Annotated in this window: 20 protein-coding genes, 1 tRNA gene and 1 pseudogene; 7 read left to right on the top strand and 15 right to left on the bottom strand. The window is 43.9% G+C overall.

Translation table 11 applies throughout. The annotated features are described in order from the left end of the window. Positions 1-3: 3 nt before the first annotated feature. Positions 4-967 (top strand): annotated as a pseudogene (locus tag IV40_RS08290) (glycosyltransferase family 2 protein). Between the two features lie 88 nt (positions 968-1,055). Here the strand turns inward: IV40_RS08290 and IV40_RS08285 are convergent. The 6 genes from IV40_RS08285 to IV40_RS08260 form a co-directional block, all read right to left on the bottom strand. Next, on the bottom strand, positions 1,056-1,484 hold the full coding sequence (locus IV40_RS08285) for a DUF956 family protein (protein WP_338033663.1): 429 nt from the start codon (positions 1,482-1,484) through the stop codon (positions 1,056-1,058). A gap of 149 nt (positions 1,485-1,633) precedes the next feature. Next, positions 1,634-2,569 carry a PTS system mannose/fructose/sorbose family transporter subunit IID gene (locus tag IV40_RS08280; RefSeq protein WP_057770516.1) on the bottom strand — a complete coding sequence of 312 codons (936 nt, stop codon included), beginning with the start codon at positions 2,567-2,569 and terminating at the stop codon, positions 1,634-1,636. A gap of 17 nt (positions 2,570-2,586) precedes the next feature. Continuing rightward, positions 2,587-3,408, bottom strand: a complete 822-nt coding sequence (locus tag IV40_RS08275; protein WP_057770513.1) for a PTS mannose/fructose/sorbose transporter subunit IIC — start codon at positions 3,406-3,408, stop codon at positions 2,587-2,589. Positions 3,409-3,436: 28 nt separating this feature from the next. Beyond that, a complete protein-coding gene (locus tag IV40_RS08270) occupies positions 3,437-4,429 on the bottom strand; it encodes a PTS sugar transporter subunit IIB (RefSeq protein WP_057770511.1) in 993 nt (330 codons plus the stop codon). 335 nt (positions 4,430-4,764) lie between these two features. Continuing rightward, positions 4,765-5,259 (bottom strand): PTS sugar transporter subunit IIB, encoded by a 495-nt coding sequence (locus IV40_RS08265; protein ID WP_057770509.1) that lies wholly within the window; start codon positions 5,257-5,259, stop codon positions 4,765-4,767. Position 5,260: 1 nt separating this feature from the next. Then, entirely contained in the window at positions 5,261-5,674 is a 414-nt protein-coding gene (locus IV40_RS08260) for a PTS sugar transporter subunit IIA (protein WP_057770507.1), read from the bottom strand. Between the two features lie 174 nt (positions 5,675-5,848). Between IV40_RS08260 and IV40_RS08255 the strand changes: the two genes are divergently transcribed. Both IV40_RS08255 and IV40_RS08250 read left to right on the top strand, forming a co-directional pair. Beyond that, positions 5,849-5,921 (top strand) — tRNA-Thr (locus tag IV40_RS08255). Between the two features lie 141 nt (positions 5,922-6,062). Further along, positions 6,063-6,278, top strand: coding sequence for a hypothetical protein (locus tag IV40_RS08250; RefSeq protein ID WP_057770505.1), 216 nt, complete (start codon positions 6,063-6,065; stop codon positions 6,276-6,278). 43 nt (positions 6,279-6,321) lie between these two features. On the opposite strand, the gene IV40_RS08245 is transcribed toward IV40_RS08250, so the two are convergent. The 7 genes from IV40_RS08245 to IV40_RS08215 form a co-directional block, all read right to left on the bottom strand. Then, entirely contained in the window at positions 6,322-7,074 is a 753-nt protein-coding gene (locus IV40_RS08245; protein WP_057770503.1) for an NADPH-dependent oxidoreductase, read from the bottom strand. A gap of 65 nt (positions 7,075-7,139) precedes the next feature. Continuing rightward, entirely contained in the window at positions 7,140-8,066 is a 927-nt protein-coding gene (locus tag IV40_RS08240; protein WP_082617960.1) for an ROK family protein, read from the bottom strand. Next, positions 8,066-9,136: a PTS fructose transporter subunit IIC gene (locus IV40_RS08235; RefSeq protein WP_057770499.1), complete on the bottom strand. Its 1,071-nt coding sequence runs from the start codon at positions 9,134-9,136 to the stop codon at positions 8,066-8,068. The genes IV40_RS08240 and IV40_RS08235 overlap by 1 nt, the downstream gene beginning before the upstream one ends. A gap of 279 nt (positions 9,137-9,415) precedes the next feature. Beyond that, positions 9,416-9,742: a metal-sulfur cluster assembly factor gene (locus IV40_RS08230; RefSeq protein WP_057770497.1), complete on the bottom strand. Its 327-nt coding sequence runs from the start codon at positions 9,740-9,742 to the stop codon at positions 9,416-9,418. Between the two features lie 19 nt (positions 9,743-9,761). Continuing rightward, positions 9,762-10,355: a VIT1/CCC1 transporter family protein gene (locus tag IV40_RS08225; protein ID WP_057770495.1), complete on the bottom strand. Its 594-nt coding sequence runs from the start codon at positions 10,353-10,355 to the stop codon at positions 9,762-9,764. Positions 10,356-10,394: 39 nt separating this feature from the next. Next, positions 10,395-11,189, bottom strand: a complete 795-nt coding sequence (locus tag IV40_RS08220; RefSeq protein WP_057770492.1) for a glycyl-radical enzyme activating protein — start codon at positions 11,187-11,189, stop codon at positions 10,395-10,397. 14 nt (positions 11,190-11,203) lie between these two features. After that, positions 11,204-13,558 carry a formate C-acetyltransferase gene (locus IV40_RS08215; protein ID WP_057770489.1) on the bottom strand — a complete coding sequence of 785 codons (2,355 nt, stop codon included), beginning with the start codon at positions 13,556-13,558 and terminating at the stop codon, positions 11,204-11,206. Between the two features lie 180 nt (positions 13,559-13,738). Between IV40_RS08215 and IV40_RS08210 the strand changes: the two genes are divergently transcribed. From IV40_RS08210 to IV40_RS08200, 3 genes are all read left to right on the top strand, one after another. After that, on the top strand, positions 13,739-14,506 hold the full coding sequence (locus IV40_RS08210) for a DeoR/GlpR family DNA-binding transcription regulator (RefSeq protein WP_057770486.1): 768 nt from the start codon (positions 13,739-13,741) through the stop codon (positions 14,504-14,506). A gap of 11 nt (positions 14,507-14,517) precedes the next feature. Then, the gene (locus tag IV40_RS08205; protein ID WP_057770483.1) at positions 14,518-15,459 is read left to right on the top strand and encodes a sugar-binding transcriptional regulator; all 942 of its coding nucleotides are present in this window, start codon (positions 14,518-14,520) and stop codon (positions 15,457-15,459) included. A 163-nt stretch (positions 15,460-15,622) separates the two neighbouring features. Further along, positions 15,623-16,309, top strand: coding sequence for a fructose-6-phosphate aldolase (locus tag IV40_RS08200; RefSeq protein WP_057770480.1), 687 nt, complete (start codon positions 15,623-15,625; stop codon positions 16,307-16,309). Between the two features lie 166 nt (positions 16,310-16,475). Here the strand turns inward: IV40_RS08200 and IV40_RS08195 are convergent, their stop codons facing one another. Both IV40_RS08195 and IV40_RS08190 read right to left on the bottom strand, forming a co-directional pair. Beyond that, a complete protein-coding gene (locus tag IV40_RS08195) occupies positions 16,476-18,926 on the bottom strand; it encodes a glycyl radical protein (protein WP_057770477.1) in 2,451 nt (816 codons plus the stop codon). Positions 18,927-19,076: 150 nt separating this feature from the next. Beyond that, the gene (locus IV40_RS08190) at positions 19,077-19,823 is read right to left on the bottom strand and encodes a DeoR/GlpR family DNA-binding transcription regulator (RefSeq protein ID WP_057770474.1); all 747 of its coding nucleotides are present in this window, start codon (positions 19,821-19,823) and stop codon (positions 19,077-19,079) included. A 138-nt stretch (positions 19,824-19,961) separates the two neighbouring features. On the opposite strand from IV40_RS08190, the gene IV40_RS08185 reads away from it, so the two are divergent. Further along, positions 19,962-20,780 (top strand): glycyl-radical enzyme activating protein, encoded by an 819-nt coding sequence (locus IV40_RS08185; protein WP_057770472.1) that lies wholly within the window; start codon positions 19,962-19,964, stop codon positions 20,778-20,780. The last annotated feature ends 54 nt before the right edge of the window (positions 20,781-20,834 follow it).

Below are 20,834 nucleotides of genomic sequence, written 5' to 3'. Positions count from 1 at the left end.
AAAATGCAAACACCGCTGATTTCGATCGTCTTACCTGTTTATAACGAAAGCGAAATCCTGCCGACAACATTGGCAACCCTGCAGCGTTACATTCGGGCCCGACCGGAGAATTATGAACTGATCTTCGTCAACGATGGTTCGACCGACGACAGTGCAGCAGATTACTGCTGCCATCCAGAAGAATCCAGCGATTCGTTTGGTCGATTTTGCCAGAAACTTTGGCCATCAGCTGGCCATCACAGCTGGTCTTCGTTACGCCCATGGGACTGCTGTGGTCGTGATGGACGCCGACCTGCAGGATCCGCCGACGGTCATTCCGCAGATGATTGACAAATGGAAACACGGTTACCAGGTCGTGTATGGCAAACGGGCGCACCGTGATGGCGAGACCTGGTTCAAACTGGCCTCCGCCAAAGCCTTCTACCGTTTATTAAAGAAAATGACGTCCATCGACATTCCCGTCGATACCGGCGATTTTCGCTTGATGGACCGTTCCGTCGTCGACGTTCTCCTGCAGATGAATGAAACCGACCCCTTCGTGCGGGGCATGGTCAGTTGGGTCGGCTTTAAACAAACCAGCGTTGAATACGAACGCCAGGAACGCAAAGCCGGCACCTCCAAATACCCGCTGTCGAAAATGATCAAGCTCGCCCTCGACGGATTAACTTCCTTCTCATTGATTCCGTTGAAGCTCGCCGGCTGGGCCGGTGGTTTCCTGTGGGGAATCAGCTGGCTGCAACTGCTCGGTGCCCTCGTTTTAGGCAAACTCGGGAGTATCAGTTTCATCATTTTCGCGCTCCTCAATTTCAGCGGCCTGATCTTAGGCGGACTGGCTCTCCTAGGTTTGTACGTCGGACGGATTTTCACCGCTTCACGCCAACGTCCCCTATATGTCGTGGCGGATACCAAGGGTTTCAAACAGAATCAGCAGCTGCACACTTACTCACAGCAGCAAGCGAGTCTGTAATTTCCAATTATGAAGTGAATACCAATTCAATCTCATCATGATACCGATACAAAAAGCTCGGAACGAAATCGTTCCGAGCTTTTTATGACTAATCTTTTTGCTTATTCTTATGAAACAGTGCAATAATCCGTTGGCCCAGTGCCTTCAAATTGCGGCGCATGACTTGGAAGAAAGTCAGCGAGCGGACCATGCGATTGGGATCCATATGTTTCCGGATCTCCCGCAGCATTTTCTTCGTATGGCGAGTCGAGAACTTATACATCCCGTTTTTCTTGGTTTGAACACCCCAACGTGGGATCCAATGACCTTTAAACATCACGGATGCAACAATCGAATCTACTTCGGTCCAAGGAATTTGGATAAATTTGCTGGGATCACCATCGTCATAAAATTCGATTGCCTTGTCACCGATCATCATGTCGCCATAATCACCCATGCCAAGATACGAGGTTGCCTTCATTACTAAATCCACTCTTGTATTGAGCGACTTTACTGGTTCACGATGCTGCTTAAGCAACAGCCGAGCACGTTTGCGATGTGCCCGAGTATCCTTTTCATTACCGATCGTTTGTTGTGCCATTTTATTCTCTCCTTACCTTTAAAACGAACAATAGCGGTCTCCCACCAGCATAACTGGTGATAAACCGCTATTGCAAAAACGTGCTATTACAGAATTCCGATTACATGAAGGAGAATAGCTACGACGAAAATACCAAGAATGATAATGATTGGTGATACTTTCTTCTTTAATAACCACATGCAGAGGAATGTTAACAGCAAGCCGGCTAAGCCTGGAATCAATTGATCCAAGTTATCCTGCAATGTTGTAACTTTGATCTTTGACAAAGCCATCCCTTTACCTAAGTTATATTCCGTTAAAGCCTTCTTGATTCCGGCAGCACCTTTTGGAAGGGTACTCCAGTCGATGTAGGCACCTTTACTCAAGGTTGTCTTTGAAACAACTGGAACGAATGTGATCGTAACCCAGCGTTCAATTAAAGCACCGAGGACGAACATACCCATCATAGAAGCCCCACGTGTTACGGCCTGGAGTAAACCACCGGATAAATCGTCGGTGATACGAGTCCCGACACGGTAGCCGAATTCCTGCGTGTACCACATGAATCCCCAACGAATGAGGTTCCAAAGAACGAAGAATAAGATAGGACCCATGATGTTTCCGGCCAAGGCCATGGAAGCACCTAAGGCACCAAGAATTGGACGAACAGTGTACCAGAACACTGGATCACCAACACCGGCCAAAGGACCCATCATACCAACTTTAACCCCCTGGATAGCAACGTCATCGACGTCACCACCATTGGCACGTTCCTCTTCCAAGGCTAATGTAACCCCAAGAATTGGAGATGCTAAGTATGGATGTGTGTTGAAGAATTCCAAATGACGCTGATAAGCAGCGGCACGGTCTTCTTTTTTACTGTAAAGTTTATTGATAGCTGGAATTAAAGAGTAGCACCAGCCACCATTCTGCATACGTTCGTAGTTCCACGAACCCTGGATGAACGTTGAACGCCATGCAACACTGAGACGATCAGCTTTTGAAAGTTTGATCTTCTTTTCAATTGGTTTGCTATCAGCCATGATTTATCTCCCTCTCTTTAATAGTCATCCAGAATATCGCCAAGCGGATCACCAGTGTTGTTGGCACTGCTGTTGCTTGAACCACTATTGTTGTTATTGCCACCGATAGTCCCATCGAGGCGTAAGTACATCAAGGCTAATGAAAGGCCTAAAGCACCAATGGCGATCAATGTTAATTCGGAAATAGCAGCAATTGCAAACCCAATAGCGAAGAATGGCCATACTTCTGCGGAAGCCATCATGTTGATAACCATGGCGTACCCAACGGCAACAACCATACTACCACCAATTGACATACCATCTGACAACCATGCAGGCATTGAATTTAACATTGCAGAAACCTGCTTAGCTGGGATAACTAACAAAAGTGCGGCTGGGATCGCAATACGTAATCCCTGTAAACAAATACTTACAATTTGCCAAAAATCAATCGTACGATAATTTCCTTTTTCTGCGGCAGCATCCATCAAATGAATAATAGCAACAGTAATGGTACGAACGATCATGGTTAAGAACAAGCCGGCAACGGCTAATGGAACGGCAATCGCAATGGCCGAACCAATCCCCTTAACGCCCTGTCCACCTTGAACTAAAATAATAGCGGAAGCAACTGATGCTAAAGCAGCATCAGGCGCAACGGCGGCACCAATGTTCGCCCAACCTAAGGCGATCATTTCAAGGGAGCCACCTAACATAAGGCCGGCAGTTAATTGACCTGAAACCAGGCCGATCAATGTACAAGCAATAACGGGCTGATGGAGTTCGAATTCATCCAAAATCCCTTCCATGCCGGCGAAGAATGCAACGATTACGACTAAAATCATTGAAATTCCTGACATCTGAGAATCCTCCTATTTTCTATTGACGCTACTTCTTCTCGGCTAACAGCTTTTCAGCTTTATCGAGAAGTGGATCGATGTTTTCAGGTGAGTCATTTGGAACTTTACGAACATCAAGCTTGATGCCCAACTTTTCCAATTCCTTGTATGTGTCAACATCTTTTTGATCCATAGACAATACCTGGTTTACGGCAACTTTACCTTTAGACTGTGCCATTGAACCAACGTTGAGGGTCTTGATATCAACGCCACCCTTAATCGTTGTCAATGCGTCTTCAGGAGTTTCAAACAAAATTAAAGCCTTTGTGTTGCCGAAACGAGGATCCTTAGCGACTTCGATCATTTTCTTGATCGGAATAACATTTGCTTTGACACTCGGCGGAGCGGCCTCAATAATCATACTCTTACGTAACTTATCTTTCGAAACACTGTCAGAAACAACAATGATCCGGTTCGGCTTTGTCGTCTTGGTCCAAGCTGTCGCAACCTGTCCATGAAGTAAACGAGAATCAATACGTGCTAAGACAAACTTGATATGTCCGTCCCCAAGCACTGTCCCTGCTGGAATTGTACCTGTTGGCTGGTCGCTGGCAGCGGCTGCTTTAGGTGCTTCCTTAGGCTGTAAGGATTCTGGTTTGATCTTGATACCTGCCTTGCCCGCATCGATCAGATGACTTGCAATCTTTTGTGCAGAGTCTTCTGTCAAACGTGAACCATAAGCTTCGATAACCATTGGCAAGTTCATGCCTGTAACCATTGCCCATGAGTCTTCATGACCATCGAAGATCTTGCTGGCTTGGTTAAATGGTGTACCACCCCAAAGGTCGATGAGCATCAATACTTGTTTAGGATCGTCAAATGAATTAATGGCGTCCTCCAACTTTTTATGAACATCATCTGGGCCTTCATCCGGCATCAAGGTCACGGCTTTGACATTGTCTTGTTTCCCAAAAATCATTTCTGATGATTGAAGAATCCCATCGGCAAATCTTCCGTGGCTTGCTAGGATAATACCTACCATGCTGTAACCCTCCTAAAAATGAATTTGAGCTGGAGAGACATCTTTCGCCGATCAAGAAACCGCTTTTAAATAAACTTAAAAAAAAGATAGCATTCGTTGATAGAACCGGTTTCATGAAAACGGTTAAAAGATGTGACTCACTTGACTAGCAACGCTAATCAACAACTCACTGTGAATTAGTATACCAATCTGAAAGTTAGATGTAAAGCGCTTCCTATGAAATTTTTTGTATAAAAAAGAACAAGAAATCAAGTAAAACGCACTTAATCCTTGTTCTAATGGTATATACCAGCCCTTTAAATAACTTAAAAAAAGTTTAAACGTCTCTTAACATTTTAGAGACCCTTTGCCTCCAAAAGTTTTTCGACAGGCTGTTTCTGTTCTGCTGGAACGGTCTGATAATAAACATCGATGCCTTGGTCAGCAAGCCAGCGCAATGCTTTGGCATCGTCGGCATCAGCAGCCAATGAATCAGCCACCATAACCTTCCCATTCGAGAAGCTCATCCCGCCGACATCGACCTGAGTCAACTTAATACCGCCCTTAACCAAGGTAACCATGTCTTCTGGTGTTTCGGTCAGCAATAAGACTTCTAAGTCGTCAAAATGCGGATCTTTGTAAGCTTCAATCAGCTTATCCAGCGGCATAACATTGACTTTGAGTCCTTCTGGTGCGGCCTGTACCATCAATTCCTTCCGTAACGTATCCTTAGCAACCCCATCTGATGCAACAATGATGCGATTGGGCTGAACTGCTTTCACAACTGCATTGGCAACTTGTGCGTGTAACAAACGACTATCGATTCGTGCATACTTGATCGTCATACTCATGTTACTCATCATCTCCATTATTTTTTTGCGTTTCCAAGTGTCCGACACCCTTCCGGGCTGCCTTTTCAACTTCGGCAACGACCTGCTCCAGAGGCTGATCACGGACAAAATAAGCCTCGATCAGCATCGGCAAATTCAAACCAGTTACTAACGCCATTCGGTCAGGCGCCTGTTCAACTAGGCGTCGTGCAACCGTAAATGGCGAGCCGCCCCAGAGATCGACGATAAACAGTACATCGGCCTCAGGCGGAAATGATGCGAGCGCAGCTTGATATTTCGCCAACAGATCGGCGGGATGCTCCTCTGGCATAAAGTTCACCGCCTGAATCGGCTGAATTTTTCCATAAATCATTTCGGCCGATTCTTGGATGCTCGCCGCAAACCGGCCATGGCTTGCAAGAATAATCGCCAGCATAGCGCCGCCTCCCTCATTCACAATTCGGGTTTTACGCTTCGAAACCGCTTTCAAATCCTACTAAAATCAGTATAACATATCTCGCCCAAAGAGGAACCTTATCGCTGGTTTAAAATTCTTGAACGCTACAATTGACAAACTAATAGAAATTAGATAACCTATTATTTGTTAAATGCCGTCTTAGCTCAGCAGGTAGAGCGCATCCATGGTAAGGATGAGGTCGGCGGTTCGAATCCGCTAGACGGCTTCACAGCCAGCTTTTATCGTCGTATTGCGATGATAAAAGCTTTTTTATGTGCCGCGAAAACTTAATTATTTTATGGTTGACAATCAAGAACGTATGTTTGTAGTATAGAGGTATCAAATCTACATAAAGAAGTGAGCGCGGTTGAAGAAAAAGCAGCGGAGCGAGCAGATTGCCGCCGTTCTCGTTTATTCCTATTTAGAAGCCAAGCCCTTAGTCGTCAAATTCACCCATACCACGAATCAGGTCCATGGCACAATCGTCCGTTACGACCCCCATCATGAGAGTTTCTGGCTCGATGACTGGCCATACCCCGAAAAACTGGATGATTTTACGGAGGCCCGTTTACTGGAAGAATGACAAGCGGCGTTAAAAAAGCTGGAACGAAATCGTTCCAGCTTTTTTATGCGAGTCGAAAACCCTGCTTTTTAAGAACCGCACCGATTTGATTTCGTTTCCCCTGAACCGGTTTTTGCTGCTGCATCGCAATTAGATGTGTAAACGTTTCAGCCCGTTCGTTCGAATCACGCTGAGCATAATAATCCGTCAGCGTCTGGTCATAGTCTTTTAATGAAGCAATCGGATCAGCCACGTCTGGATAATGGTTCTGAAAGGCGACCTTTGCCAGCGGCAGACGTGGTTTCAAAGTCGGCTGATCGTCCGGATAACCGATCAATAAACCGAGCACCGGAAACGTCAGTAACGGCAAATGCAGCAGATCGATCATGCGCTGCGAATCGTTTAAAATACTGCCCAAGTAAACAGTGCCGAGCCCCATACTTTCGGCGGCGATCACCATATTCTCGCCAGCCAGCACGGCATCGTACGTCCCAGCTAAAAAAGCATTCCAAGTCCGCAAACGTGCCGTTTCTTGTCCCAACGAGGCTGCGATCGTTGCATTGCGGTATTGGTCAGCAATCAAGATTACTAAGGTGGCTGCACTAGCGACAAATGGTTTGGTCGTTATTTCCGCAACCGCCTTCTTTTCAGCCGGATCGTTGACAACAGCAATCGAATACTGCTGGCTGAAGGTACTGGTTGGTGCGTGCTGGCCTGCATTGATAATCGTTTGAAGTGTCTGATCCGATAACGAACGATCCTGAAAATGACGGATCGAGCGATGATTTAATAGTAGCTTTAACGTCTCGTCTTCCATAAATGAGCCCCTTTTCTAATTGAGTTCATTTTAAGACGCACTGACCGCATGTGCAATCCTTCTATTTAAAGTGCCGCATCATGTGTTTCATCAAGTTGATTCAATAGATTATAAAGGGCGCCATATAAATTGGCATCATTACGGTATTTGGTTGCCATGATCTCAGGACGGGCAATTGTGAGCCGCACCCAATCCCGCCGTGCCAAAATTGCATCATAAGCCCGATTGATCTCATCGACTACGATCGGTTGGGCTGAAATGCCGCCACCGATTACAAAACGATCCAAATCAAGCACGGTCTGCATGTTTAAAATCAGACTAGCGACCTGCTGACAATAAGTTTCAAAAATCGGCCATGCGACTGGATCATGGGCATTGATCGCTTCAAAAACGGCTTCACCATCGGTTTCAGGTGTGATATGGAGTTGATGAGCGATTTTTTTGATCATCCGCACCGCTGAACATGTATAGCCGAATAGCCCATCATTAGAATAATCCTGTTGATTCGAAGGCATAAAACTGACTTCACCACCGTTACGATGCCGGCCAGCCCAGAGATGATTATTTAAAATAATGCCACCGCCAACACAGGTTCCTAAAACGATCGCGGCGCCATTCTGAACGTCGGCCAAATTACCGATCCATAATTCAGCCAGAGCGGCACATTTGCCGTCATTTTCAATGCCAACTGGGATGTGATATTTTGCCAACTGATCTTGGAGACAAACGGTATCTAAATAAGGCAGTTCTGCATCTGGGCAGTGAATGGTCTGGGTCGTTTGCTCAACGGTCCCAGGTGTGCTGAAGGCAATTCCCTTGATTTGTGTGTGCAAATCATCAACGACTCGATTGACTTGTTCGATAAAACTAGCCAGACAGTCACGCGGTGTCGTGACGCGCCCATTTTTAATTAATTGTCCCGAACGATCAATCAATCCATATTTCAAATTTGTTCCGCCAACATCAATTGCTAAATATTTTGCTTCATCCATTATTCTTCACTCCCTGATTTTTCCATAACTGCCACTGTACTTGGCTTTAAGACGACGATCAACACGGTACTGATTGCAATTCCAATTAACGAAGCCAACATATAAGCAAATGGCTTCTGAGCAACAAAGGCAACGATCCAGCCGCCCCATGGAGCTGGGTTACCAGCGCCTAGAATCATGGCAATGCTAGCACCAATTGCCGATCCAATCATATTGGCCGGCATCATCCGCATTGGATCCGTTGCTAAAAACGGAATCGCACCTTCTGAAATACCAACAGCACCCATCACGAGCGCCGCCTTGCCAGCTGATTGTTCATTGACCGTAAACTTTTTCGGTGCAATTAAAGTTGCTAATCCCACTGCTAAAGGCGGAATGCAAATTGCAACCCCAATGCCGGCCATGATTGTCATTGCCGTTGCTGACGGCATTCCTGTCGTTGTGTTGACCGTTCCAACTAATGCGGCTCCAAACCCATAAGCCACTTTGCAAATTGGACCACCGCAATCAGCACCGACCATTGCTCCTAGAATCAAGCCGACGACTAACAGATTACTTGTTCCTAAACTCTTCAGCCACACGGTCAGGAAATTCATTAAAGCAGCAATTGGTGCACCGATTCCCCAAACAACAACACCGCCGACAATCAACGTACTAATCAATGGAACGACCAGCATTGGCATAATGCCCTGCAAACTATCTGATAATTTGATTTTATTTAAATAGAAACAAATCACACCAGCTAGAATTCCGGTAATAATCCCACCAATAAAACCAGCACCAATATTATTTGCCAACAAGCCGCCAATCACACCGGCCGCTAAGCCACTAACACCAGCCATCGCAAATGCGGTGTATCCAGACAAGATTGGAACCATTAATCCTAATCCGGCTTGACCAATTTTAGCCAAACCGGCTAAACTGCCAGTCGTTGGAACTGCATTTTGACCACCCAGCAGCACACTCAGAGCTAGCAAAATGCCGCCTGAAGCAACAAATGGAATCATATAATTAATCCCGGTCATCAAATGGTCACGTAAATGACCAAATAAAAATTTCATATCATTCATAATTTTCCTCCTGAAAACGTTTTCTTTATATTGTTAGTTTAGCAAGCCGTTTTCTTAAAAACGATGAAATTCATGTGGACTTTTTCTTGATTATGCAAAAACACCGGTGTAATACGTGTAAGTCCAATTATTTTTAAAGATTTCCGTTAAAAAATGCACACTTTGTGAGTCAGACCACTTATGACCACAAATGTGCATTTTTACTTAATTCTGTTATTTTTAACCTCAAAAAAAAAGGATCATCGCATCATAAAATGCTGTGATCCTTTTCGCTATAATTCAAATTCCTAATTCCATCTTTGCCTCATCACTTATCCGATCGATTGTCCAGATCGGATCCCAAACTAAATTGATTTCAACACGACTGATCTCATCAACTGTCAATAACGCCTCACTGATCTGAGTATAAAGATAGTCAGTCAGCGGGCACCCCATAACGGTTAATGTCATCGTAACGACACAAACACCAGAAACTTGTGGTTCCAGATCATAGATCAGCCCTAAATTGACTAAATCAATCCCAATTTCAGGATCGATCACTGTTTTAAGAGCAGTATATCCTTGAGTAATCGTTTCTTTACGCGTAAGGGCTGCTTGTTTTGTCATCGCCACATCCACCTCTCAGTCAAGCCGAAACAGCCACACCTAAAATCATTCCGATCAAATAGGTGACCACTGTTGTAAAGAGACCGACCGCCACATTTTGCAGAATTGCTTTTAACTTGGAGGTATTGGTGTTGGTATAGCCGATGAGAGCATTGATTGCTAAAGCAACCACCATTGCCAGTGCAGTATCTAACACCCGCCAGCGAGCTGGTGAGAGACTAATGGCTAGTAATGGGATCAAAGCACCCAAAATGAATGACATAAACGACATAGCTGCCGCATGGATCGGATTCATCAAATCAATTTCATGAAGAATCTCCTGATCCTGTTCATCACTGACTTCCTGTTCATCTAATCGTTTCAGCTGAACTTCTTTTTGTGCACTCACCGAAATATATTCGCCACCGGCCATTGAACATGCACCGGCTAACATACCAGAGATTCCACTGATGAATAGTGTGTGGCCACTTAAATTGGCGGCAGCCGCCCCAAGAACGATTCCTGAAACAGAAATGATGCCATCATTTGCGCCTAAAATGCCGGCACGGACAACATTCAAGCTGTCCCAAAAATGCAGCTTCGTTTTTGTGATATTTCTAAATAGTTCGATCATCATAAAACCTCCAAGAAAAAATGACTGTCAATTACCTAATTATTCCAAACCGTTGACAACGGCATGAATATTTTGATCTTCAAAAAACGAATGGATGTCGCTAACCTGCTGATCCGTCAGTAACGGGGTATCCTTCATCGTATACGTCCGATTCAGATATTCATACTTGCTGCTCCCATACTGATGAAACGGCAAAATGTGAATTTCCTTGACGCCCACTTCATGAACATAATCGGCAATTTGCTGCAGATTCTTTGGGACCGTTGTATACCCAGGAATGAGCGGCACTCGTGGCATTACACGTGCAGTCGGTGTTGCAAGGGCTTCTTCAAAGCTGGCTTTTACTTGAGCCACATTATCCCCGATGACTTGTTTGGCTCGAATCGGGTTCATGATCTTCAGATCAAACATGACATAGTCTGTATACGGAAGCACCTTCTGAATTTCAGTCAATGGCATTGCACCAGTTGTTTCGATCGCTGTCGAAATTCCGAGCTGCTTGCATTGACGCAGAATATTGGCTCCAAAATCAGCTTGCATCAGGCATTCGCCACCTGATAACGTGACGCCACCACCTGAAGTGCGATAGAAAATCTCATCTTTCTCAATTTCATCCATCACTTCATCAGCTGTCATCCAATGACTGATCGTTTCCTTTTTGCCATTCTTGACCCACGTCACTGGCCGCACGGACTGCGATTCAGGATTGCAGCACCATGGGCAGCGCAACGGGCAGCCTTGTAAGAAGACGATCGTTCGAATACCCGGTCCATCATGGACTGAATAACGTTGAATATTGAAGATCAAGCCTTTGTTTGGATCTTTTTTAATCATCAGTCAGCCACCTCTTACAGATTATGTTCCGTCCGCCGAATAATATCATCCTGAATTTGCTTGTTCAGATCAACGAAGAAGGCACTGTATCCAGCCACACGAACCACCAGACTGCCGTAATTTTCAGGATGTTTCTGTGCATCCAGCAATGTTTCACGTGACTGAATGTTGAACTGAACATGACGGATCTTCAGTTGGGTAAAGGCCATCAGGAAATCCGCAAACTTACGAATCCCGGCATCGCCTTTCAATGTGTTCGGTGCAAACTTCAAGTTGAGCAAACTGCCATTAACCGCCAAAGTGTTATCAATCTTGCTGACCGACTTCAAAACAGCTGTCGGGCCAAGATGATCACGGCCGACCATTGGTGATAAGCCACCATCGGCCAACTGTTCATGAGCCTTGCGTCCATCTGGGGTTGCGCCGACATCTTCACCCAATGGAATATGGGCAGAAACGGTGTAGGCACCAGCGTTGAATTCACCGCCACGAATATTCTTGTACTTGCCTAATTCAAGCGCAAAATGTCTGAAGAACTTGGCACATTCCATATCGACTTCAGGATCATCGTTGCCATATTTGTGGAAATCATTGATAAAGTGCTGACGCAGCTTTTCACCATCATCACCTGCATAATTGCTTTCCATTAAATCGATCAACTTCGCAAAGGACAATTCTTTGTTTTCAAAGACCGCTTTTTTAATGACGTACAATGAGTCAGCCAAGTTGGGTTCGCCGATTCCCTGAACACCAGAGAAGTTATAACGTGCACCGCCTGAAGTAACATCTTTCCCGTTATCCAAGCAATCTGAGATCAGTGATGATAAGAATGGAATGGGGGCAAATTCACGATGGCCCAGATCAACGATATCTGAACCTTTAGTGACTATTTTAACGTATTTATCAATGTTATCGGAGATTCTTTGCCGTAATTTAGCATAAGTTAAGTTTTTGTCGTCGCGCAGTTCATACATACTGATTTCCATGACCCGCATTAAGTTGAATAAGGCAATATCATGCAACCCATAAGTTTTGCCCGGAATTGTCGTTTCGACACAGCCGACGACCCCATAATCACGCGCATCATCCAGCGAAACACCCTTGCTTAAGAAACCAGGGACACAAACCTCATCGTTGAAAATCATTGGGATCCCAGTCCCTAAACGAATCGTTTCGCAGGTCTTATTTAAGAAACGACGTGGAATCTGTTCATTGATCCGTACCGATAAGTTCGGCTGCGGCAATTGAATATCTTGATACAGATCGAGCATCTTGTAAGAAAGTTCATTGACCGAATACTGGCCATACTTATCGAGACCCCCTAAAGCAACCGTATAGCCAGTTGGGAAGCCGGCAAAGCACTTTGCACTTTCAGCACTCCGTAGTAAAACGACATCATATGTCTTCAGATAAAAGTCGCCGAGGACTTCGCGCAAGAATTTAGCCGGGACACCATCCGCTTTGGAATTTTTATAGAACGGATACATATATTGATCCATGCGGCCCAATGATAATGAAGAAGCATTTGATTCATACTGCGCCACAATGCTCGTCATCCATAATAATTGCAGTGCTTCATAAAAGCTATACGGCTTGTCTGTTTCAAGCCGTTCGCACATTGCGGCCATTTCAGTTAATTCAACCCGGCGATAATCAGGTGTTGCTGGGTCGGCTGCCATGTCACGTGCTAAATCGGCATAACGCTGAAAATGGCGCTGCATGCCTTTGAAAATGATCTCGCAGGCTTGATAGAAATCATTGTCAGGATCGGCAGCCCGTTTTTGATCAATGATTTCAAGATATTTACCGATCCCATTATTGAGAATCAATGGGAAATCCATGATGATGTGGCCTTGACCCTTATCGGTCTGGTTTAACTTAATGACCAAATCATCTTCGGCCGCCTTCACATCAGGTGTGATCTTCGCATTGATAAAGTCCTTCATCGACTTGCCGGTCCAATATGGAAGTAAGTTAGCTGTGTAGTAATCACGATCTTCTTTTGTGAAATCGAATTGATCCTGTGGACGTGTCCCGATCGTATCGATTTCTTTCATGATCCAATATGGATCCATTTCAGGTGATAAAATACCACTACGCGGCCGTACTGTCCGGTTCCCAACGATCAGTTCACCTGGCCGAATGCTGATTTGGACATGATCCAAAATGTGCGCCGTTGCTTTCGCACGCCGAAGAATCGTTGGTTCGCCAACTGTCTGCTGGTAACTTTCGGTATATAATTTAGCTCTTTCAAGTGAGATCTGCCGTTTTTGTTTAAATAAGTTATGTTTCATTTCTTCAATTCTAGATACCGGGCGCACTGTTTCAAATGCAGGACGTTCTACTTTGGTTAAGGTTTCGGTTGTCATGAGATTGATCCCCTTTCAGTTTTCATTGTCATTATGCAATACCAATTCAACTAAATCAATGCAAAATGTTGACTTCAAAGTTTTTGCATTGAAATAGCACAGATGTGCCAACTTTTTGGGTTTATTGTTTTGAATTTTTGGATTATACTTTGACTAATTAAAAGAAGTTGAGGTGTCCACATGAATGCAAATGAAATTCAAGCCCGACGGAATCAGATTCTCGCCCTGCTTAAGAAAGATAAAACCGTTAAAATCAGCGAATTAGTCAGTCGGTTCAAGGTCTCAGACGAAACGATCCGTAAAGATCTCACCATATTGAGCGACCAAGGTTTAGTCCATAAACAATTTGGAAAAGCCACGATCGTTGATGCGCCACCACTTGCACCCGTCAATCAGCGCACTACGATCAATACTTTTGCGAAAAACAAAATTGCCGATAAAGCCTTTGACTTTCTGCCTGCCAAACGAATCACCATGGCACTCGATCAAGGCAGTACCGTTGCTAGTTTAGCGGCACTGATCGCTAAACGCGACCGCGATACGATCATCACCAGTTCACTGTTATCACTGATTGCCCTGCAAAACAGTCATGAAGAAATTTTCAGTACAGGCGGTAAATACAGCATTAACGACATGTCTTTTCAGGGCGATCAGACATACAACCTGTACACGGATACTTACTTCGACTTTAGTTTCGTCGGTTCAAGCGGCGTTTTAGGCCGCGATGGGATTTGTTCCTCGAATTTTGCCGATGCCGAAATGAAACGTAAAATGATCGCCAATAGCAATGTCTGCATCGCTTTAGTCGATGCCACCAAGTTCAAGCAATCCTCGTTAGTCAAAGTTGCTGGCTGGGATCAAGTCGACTATGTGATCACCGATTTGCCAAGCGACGATCCTGCCCTAACGGATATTCAAAAGGAAACACATGTGATCAGTACCAATTAGGAGATGTAATGATGAAACAAGAACGAAATCATTTACTCGCTAAAGTCGCTTATCTGTATTATGAACAAGATTATACTCAGGCACAGATCGCCAAGGAATTAGGCATCTATCGCACCACAATCAGTCGTATGTTGAAACAGGCTCGTGATCAGCATATCGTCGAGATCCACATTCAAGGCATGGATACTGGTTTGTTTAACTTGGAATTCCAAATCAAAAATAAATACCACCTACAAAGTGTCGTTGTTATTGCAAGCCAAGCCCATGATTCACATCAGCAAAAAAATCAACGCTTGTCGCAAGCAGCAGCCTTACACTTAAAGCAAATCATTAAGCCACATGACATTGTTGGCTTTTCTTGGGGTTCTGTCCTCGCTGGGATCGTTTGGCAATTGCACAACCCAACTAAGACCGATGCGACTTTTGTGCCGCTTGTTGGTGGTCCTAGTCCGAGCAATTCGCAATATCATGTCAATGGCATCGTCTACGATATGGCACGGCAATTTGGCGGCAAGAGCCTTTTTGTCGATGCCGCTGCCGTCCAAGAATCAAAATATGTGCGCGATGGCATTATGAATTCGCATTATTTCCAAGAAATCCGCTACGACTGGGATCATTTGAACATTGCCATGGTCGGCATTGGCGGCCCGCTTTCAACCCAAACCAGTCACTGGCGCGATTTATTAAGTGTCGAAGACGAAGAGATGCTACGTCAGCGTGAAGCGATCGGTGATTGTTGCTGCACTTTCTTTGATCGTTACGGCAAAATTCTGAGTGGCGATTTGCTTGACCGGACGATTGCCATTCCGCTTGATCAGCTGCAAAAAGCCGACATTCGTGTTGGGGTCGCGCGCTCCGTCACGAAAGTCCCGGCAATCAAGGCACTGTTGAAAATGGGCACTTTAAATTCGTTGATCACCGATGAAGAAACAGCTCAACGCATCCTTGCCTAAAAGACTGCACATATGTGCAAATGGCAAATAACCATTTGAAAGCGATTGCCGGCCTAACAGTATTTGGACTATACCTCAAAAAACTTTGAATTTGAGAAATGTTCAAAGTTTCTTATCCCGATGGTATGCTTTAACCATCAAATAAACATATGAGGTGAAAGACATGGAATTCCTATTAGACACAATCAACATTGACCAAATCAAAAAATATCAGGCAATCATTCCTTTAAGTGGGATCACTTCCAACCCAACGATCGTTAAAAAAGAAGCACCAGCTGATCTTTTTAAGCATTTAAATGAAATTCGTCAAATCATCGGACCAGATGCAAAAATGCACGTTCAAGTTGTCGGTCAAACAACTGACGAAATGATCACCGATGCACACACGATCCTAAATCAAATCGATAAAAACGTTTATATCAAGATTCCCACCAACGAGGCTGGTTTAGCTGCAATTAAGGAATTAAAACAGGAAGGCATTCACATTACTGCAACTGCCATCTACACTAAGTTCCAAGGTTACTTAGCCATGGCTGCTGGTGCTGATTACTTAGCTCCTTACTACAACCGGATGGTCAACATGAACATCAATGCCGATGAAGTTATTTTCAACTTGGCACAAGAAATTGAACGGAATCATTATTCCAGCAAGATCTTAGCTGCCAGTTTCCATACTGTTCAGCAAGTCAACAGTGCTCTTGAAAACGGTGCTCAAGCTGTGACAATGGGTGCTGATATCATGGCAACTGCTTTAGGTGTTCCAGCCATCAGCGCTGCTGTTCAGGACTTTACCAATGATTTCGAAGGCGTCTATGGCAAGGGCGCCACAATGACAAGTATCGTTAAATAAAAACAATTACTCCCATAAAATACCGTCCTCCCTGACGGTATTTTTTTGCTTCAAAAGTGAATAAAAAAATAAATGGAAGCTTTTTGCTGCCAAAACAAAATGACCGTTTCGACATCAAATTCGATATCGAAACGGTCATTTTTTCGTTGGCTAATTTAAATTATTTTTAAAGAGATTGTTCCGTCCGGGCAATGATATCATCCTGTGTTTCCTTCGATAACCCGACGAAGAAGGCTGAATAACCAGCAACACGAACAATCAAATCACGATAACTAGCCGGATCTTTTTGTGCAGCAATCAATGTATTCCGATCAACAATATTGTACTGGACATGATAACCGTGCAGCCGATTGAAGAAAGTGCGTAATAAAGCAATCAGCTTATCGCAGCTTTCAGGCGTCCGTAAAATCTGCGGCGACATTTTCTGGTTCAAGAGGACACCGCCAGTAATATCTTTCGTTGGCAACTTAGAAACAGATTTGAAGACCGCCGTTGGACCTTCAACATCCATTGCATGTTCTGGCGAACAGCCTTCAGCCAAAGGTGTCCGTGCATGACGGCCATCAGGTGTTGCTAAGGTACTATGTCCTTGTCCAACATTAGCCGAAATTGATGACGTCCCAGCGTAACGTAACCCACCGATTGGGCCACGACCATATCGCGTATTCTTATACTTAGAAATTTCATCAACATAAGGTTCATAGGCATCATGAATCAAATCATCGACATAATCATCGTCATTACCGTATTTAGGTGCATCGGTCAGCAGCATCTGACGAATCCGTTCGCCCTCTTCACCGACAAAATCTGTCTGTAATGCATGCCAAAGCTGTTCTGTCGTCAGCTTGTGCTCCTCAAAAACTAATTTCTTGATTGCAGCGAGTGAATCAGCCAAATTAGCAATTCCGACTTGAAGACCACTGATAAAGTCATAAACAGCACCGCCCTCTTTGATTGTCTTGCCACGACCAATGCAATCATCTGTTAATGTTGAGCACAGAATATCCGGATAGCCTTGTTCCAAAACCATATCACAAGTATTTTCAATAATGACACTCTGACGAGTCATCTCACGTAAACCTTTATCCCAAGCATCAAAAAGCTGTTTGTAATTAGTCATGTCCGTAAATTTACCATAGTCGGGCAACAAACGTTTCCCAGATTCGGGATCAATACCGCCATTCATAATAATCAGCAGTGTGCGTGGATAATTGATAAAACTCATGCCAGTACAACGATAACCCCATTTGCCTGGTACGGCTGTTTCAACACAGCCGATTGCACTGTAATTGTAGGCATCTTCTTTTTTGACGCCTCTGGCAATAAAGGATGGAATGATAATTTCATCATTATTGAAGGCTGGCATTCCAAGTCCTTCTTTGATGACCGCAATACATTCCCGCATAAAGTTTTGACTTAAACCTTGGTGGTATCGAACTGTTAGATTTGGTTGTGGCAGATGTGCTTGCGCAATCGCTCTTAAAATCACATAAGAAAGATCGTTGACAGCATCTTGGCCATCTGGTGTCTGTCCGCCAATGGTAATGTTCTGATACAATGGACTGCCGGCTGAAAATTCGGTATGCTGCCATGAGCGCAATTTATTGATCGTCAAAGTCTTCAAACACAAATTTGTGATCAATTCAGTGGCCCCGTCACGATCGATCAGACCTGCCTCTAAATCACGCTGATAAAACGGATTCAGATATTGATCCAAACGACCATATGAAACGGAATGGCCGTTTGACTCAATCTGCAGAACTAAATGGATCATCCAAATAGCTTGAACAGCCTCTCGCATCGTCGAAGCTGGCTGATAAGGAACCTTATCCAAGATATCAGCCATTTTAATGAAGTCAGTTGCACGTTCTGGCGTTGCAGTTTGCGCCTCTTTCCGTGCCAACTCGGCATAACGATGGGCAAAGTTCTTAACAGCTGCAATAACGGTCAAACTAGCTTGATAGAAGTACAATTTCTTTTGTTCATTATAATCCGTCAAATCAAGTGCATCCATCGCCGTCTGAACACGTTTTTCGTACCAGACTAATCCTTTATTGATGACTGTTTCATAATTAACAGCAATATGTCCATCCCCAGAAGTGATATTCCCATCGGCCCCGATCACGCCGAGATCATAGAAAAGTTTGCTCTTTGGCGGAAATGCCGCATAGCCACGATCTTCCAATGTATTATTTTTCCAAAATGGTGCAATGTCTCGTAATTGTTGTTTTGTTTCTTCCGTAATATAGAAAACATCGCCAGGTCGTTTTTCAAATGTATCCAATTCATCAATGACCCAGTTCATCGAATATTCAGGATAAACAGGTGCCCATTTATTTTGACGGGCCTGATTGCCGGCAATCAATGTATCCGGTTCGATGAAAATGGTCATGTGCTTCAAAATATGAGCCAGCATATCGGCACGCAAAACATCTACTTGTTCATTTTGATGTGCCTGATAGGCTTCGGTAGTCAAAATAGCTCGTTCGGCATCGACATATGGTTTGGCATCAATAATCGAATCACGTAGTCGTGACATCCGAGGTGTTAATTTACCAAAATGATCTTCTGCCTTCGTAATTTTTCTTTGTGCGGTTTGTGTTTTTACAGCATCCATGACAAATGTCCTCCGTTCTAACGTAATCATTTTTCTTTCGTTCGAAACTAATGTAACACACCGCATTAAGAAATACAATCGAATCCAAATCACCAAAAAAGTTCGCCTAAACCTGTACTAAGATTTAGGCGAACTTTTTCCTTAAAGCAATTAAACTAATACGAGCTTGATATGCTGCTTTCGTAATGAAGCGGCCTGATCCTTTTGCAGCCCTTTATCCGTAATGACTTGTGTAACCTGATCAGGGCTCAATTGTTTCACTGTATTCGGAGCAGTAAATTTAGAAGAATCTGTCAGCACAGTTACCGACGAGGCCTGTGCTGCCATGGCCTGAACAATTTCAACCCGCATTAGGTCATTCGAATAAAAGCCGGTTTGGGCGTCATACCCATCTGTCCCGATAAATAATTGGCCAACATGAAAATTGGCCAGCGTCATTTTTGTCAAGGGACCCACTACGACCTCAGATTCAGGCTGATATTTGCCGCCCAGCAAAATAATCGTGATTGCTGGATATTTCTCGACATAATGCGCAATAAAGTAGGAATTGGTAATGATCGTAACGTGCTTGCCTTGCTGCCCTAATTGATCCGCCAATAAAACACATGTCGATCCCGATTCGATCATGATTGTGGCGTTCTCGGCAACTTGTTCTGCCGCTGCTTGGGCGATTCGCAGTTTTGTTTCGTAGTTTTGTGCTAAACGAAAATTAAGATTATCAGGACTATTGATGATGGCATAACCATGCTGACGCCGCAATAAACCCTTGTTTTCTAATTCCGTCAGGTCCTTGCGAATCGTGACTTTTGAGACTTTTAATTGGTTAGCTAGTTCATTGACTTCAATTTTTTTATGCTGATTAACAATTTCTAGAATTTGTTCGCTTCGTTTTGACATTTGCTTGACCTTCACTTTTTCTTCAATAAATGTATTTTAACACATTTGTGCAATTTAAATATTTTTGAAAGAAAGATATTTAAATTGCGTTCGTAAGATTATATACTTAAATAAAATAAAGAGACGGAGGTGGGCTGTATGCATATGTCCCTAAAAACGAAACCCGAAAAAAAGACTGCACCCAAAGCTTTGATTTTTAATATTCAAAAATTTAGTTTAAATGATGGTCCAGGCATTCGTACCGTCGTTTTCTTCAAAGGCTGCCCATTACGATGCAAATGGTGTTCTAATCCTGAATCTCAATCGGGACGTCAAGAAGAAATGTTTGATGAATCCACCCAAAAGAATATTACCGTTGGCGAATATAAAACCATTCCGGAAGTCATGAAAGTGATTCTGCAAGATAAAGATTTCTATGAAGAATCAGGTGGGGGAGTGACCTTCTCAGGCGGTGAAGTTCTTTTCCAAGCCCCTTTTGCAATTGAACTCGCTAAAGCTATTCATGCAGAAGGCATTTCAGTTGCTTGCGAAACAACCGGCTTTGCGCGTCCGAAAATTTTTAAAGCATTTATGGACCAAATGGACTTTATGTATTATGACTGCAAACAATGGGATAGTCAACGCCACCAGCTTGGTACTGGTGGCCGCAACGAATTAATTTTGCAGAATCTAGCAACGGCTGTCGCAGCTAAGAAAGACATGCTAGTCCGAATCCCAGTTATTCCCGGTTTCAATTACACTTTGGAAGATGCCGATCATTTTGGGCAACTATTTACCCAAATGGGCATCGATAAAGTCGAATTACTGCCCTTCCATCAATTCGGTCTAAAAAAATATCAGAATCTGCATCGAGAATATGCCCTAAAAGATGTAAAACAGCTGACAGCTGATGATTTGGAAGATTATAAAAATATTATCGCGAGTTACGGAGTCGGAACCACCGTTAATGGCTGGTAAAAATCGAGCTCATTGTGATTAGAGCCTATCGCTAATCACGATGGGCTTTTTTAT

Source organism: Lactobacillus selangorensis, assembly GCF_001437205.1.
GTDB classification, from domain to species: Bacteria; Bacillota; Bacilli; order Lactobacillales; family Lactobacillaceae; genus Paralactobacillus; species Paralactobacillus selangorensis.
Note: the sequence above shows the minus strand (reverse complement) of the source record. Positions and strands in the feature narration are given on the sequence as shown.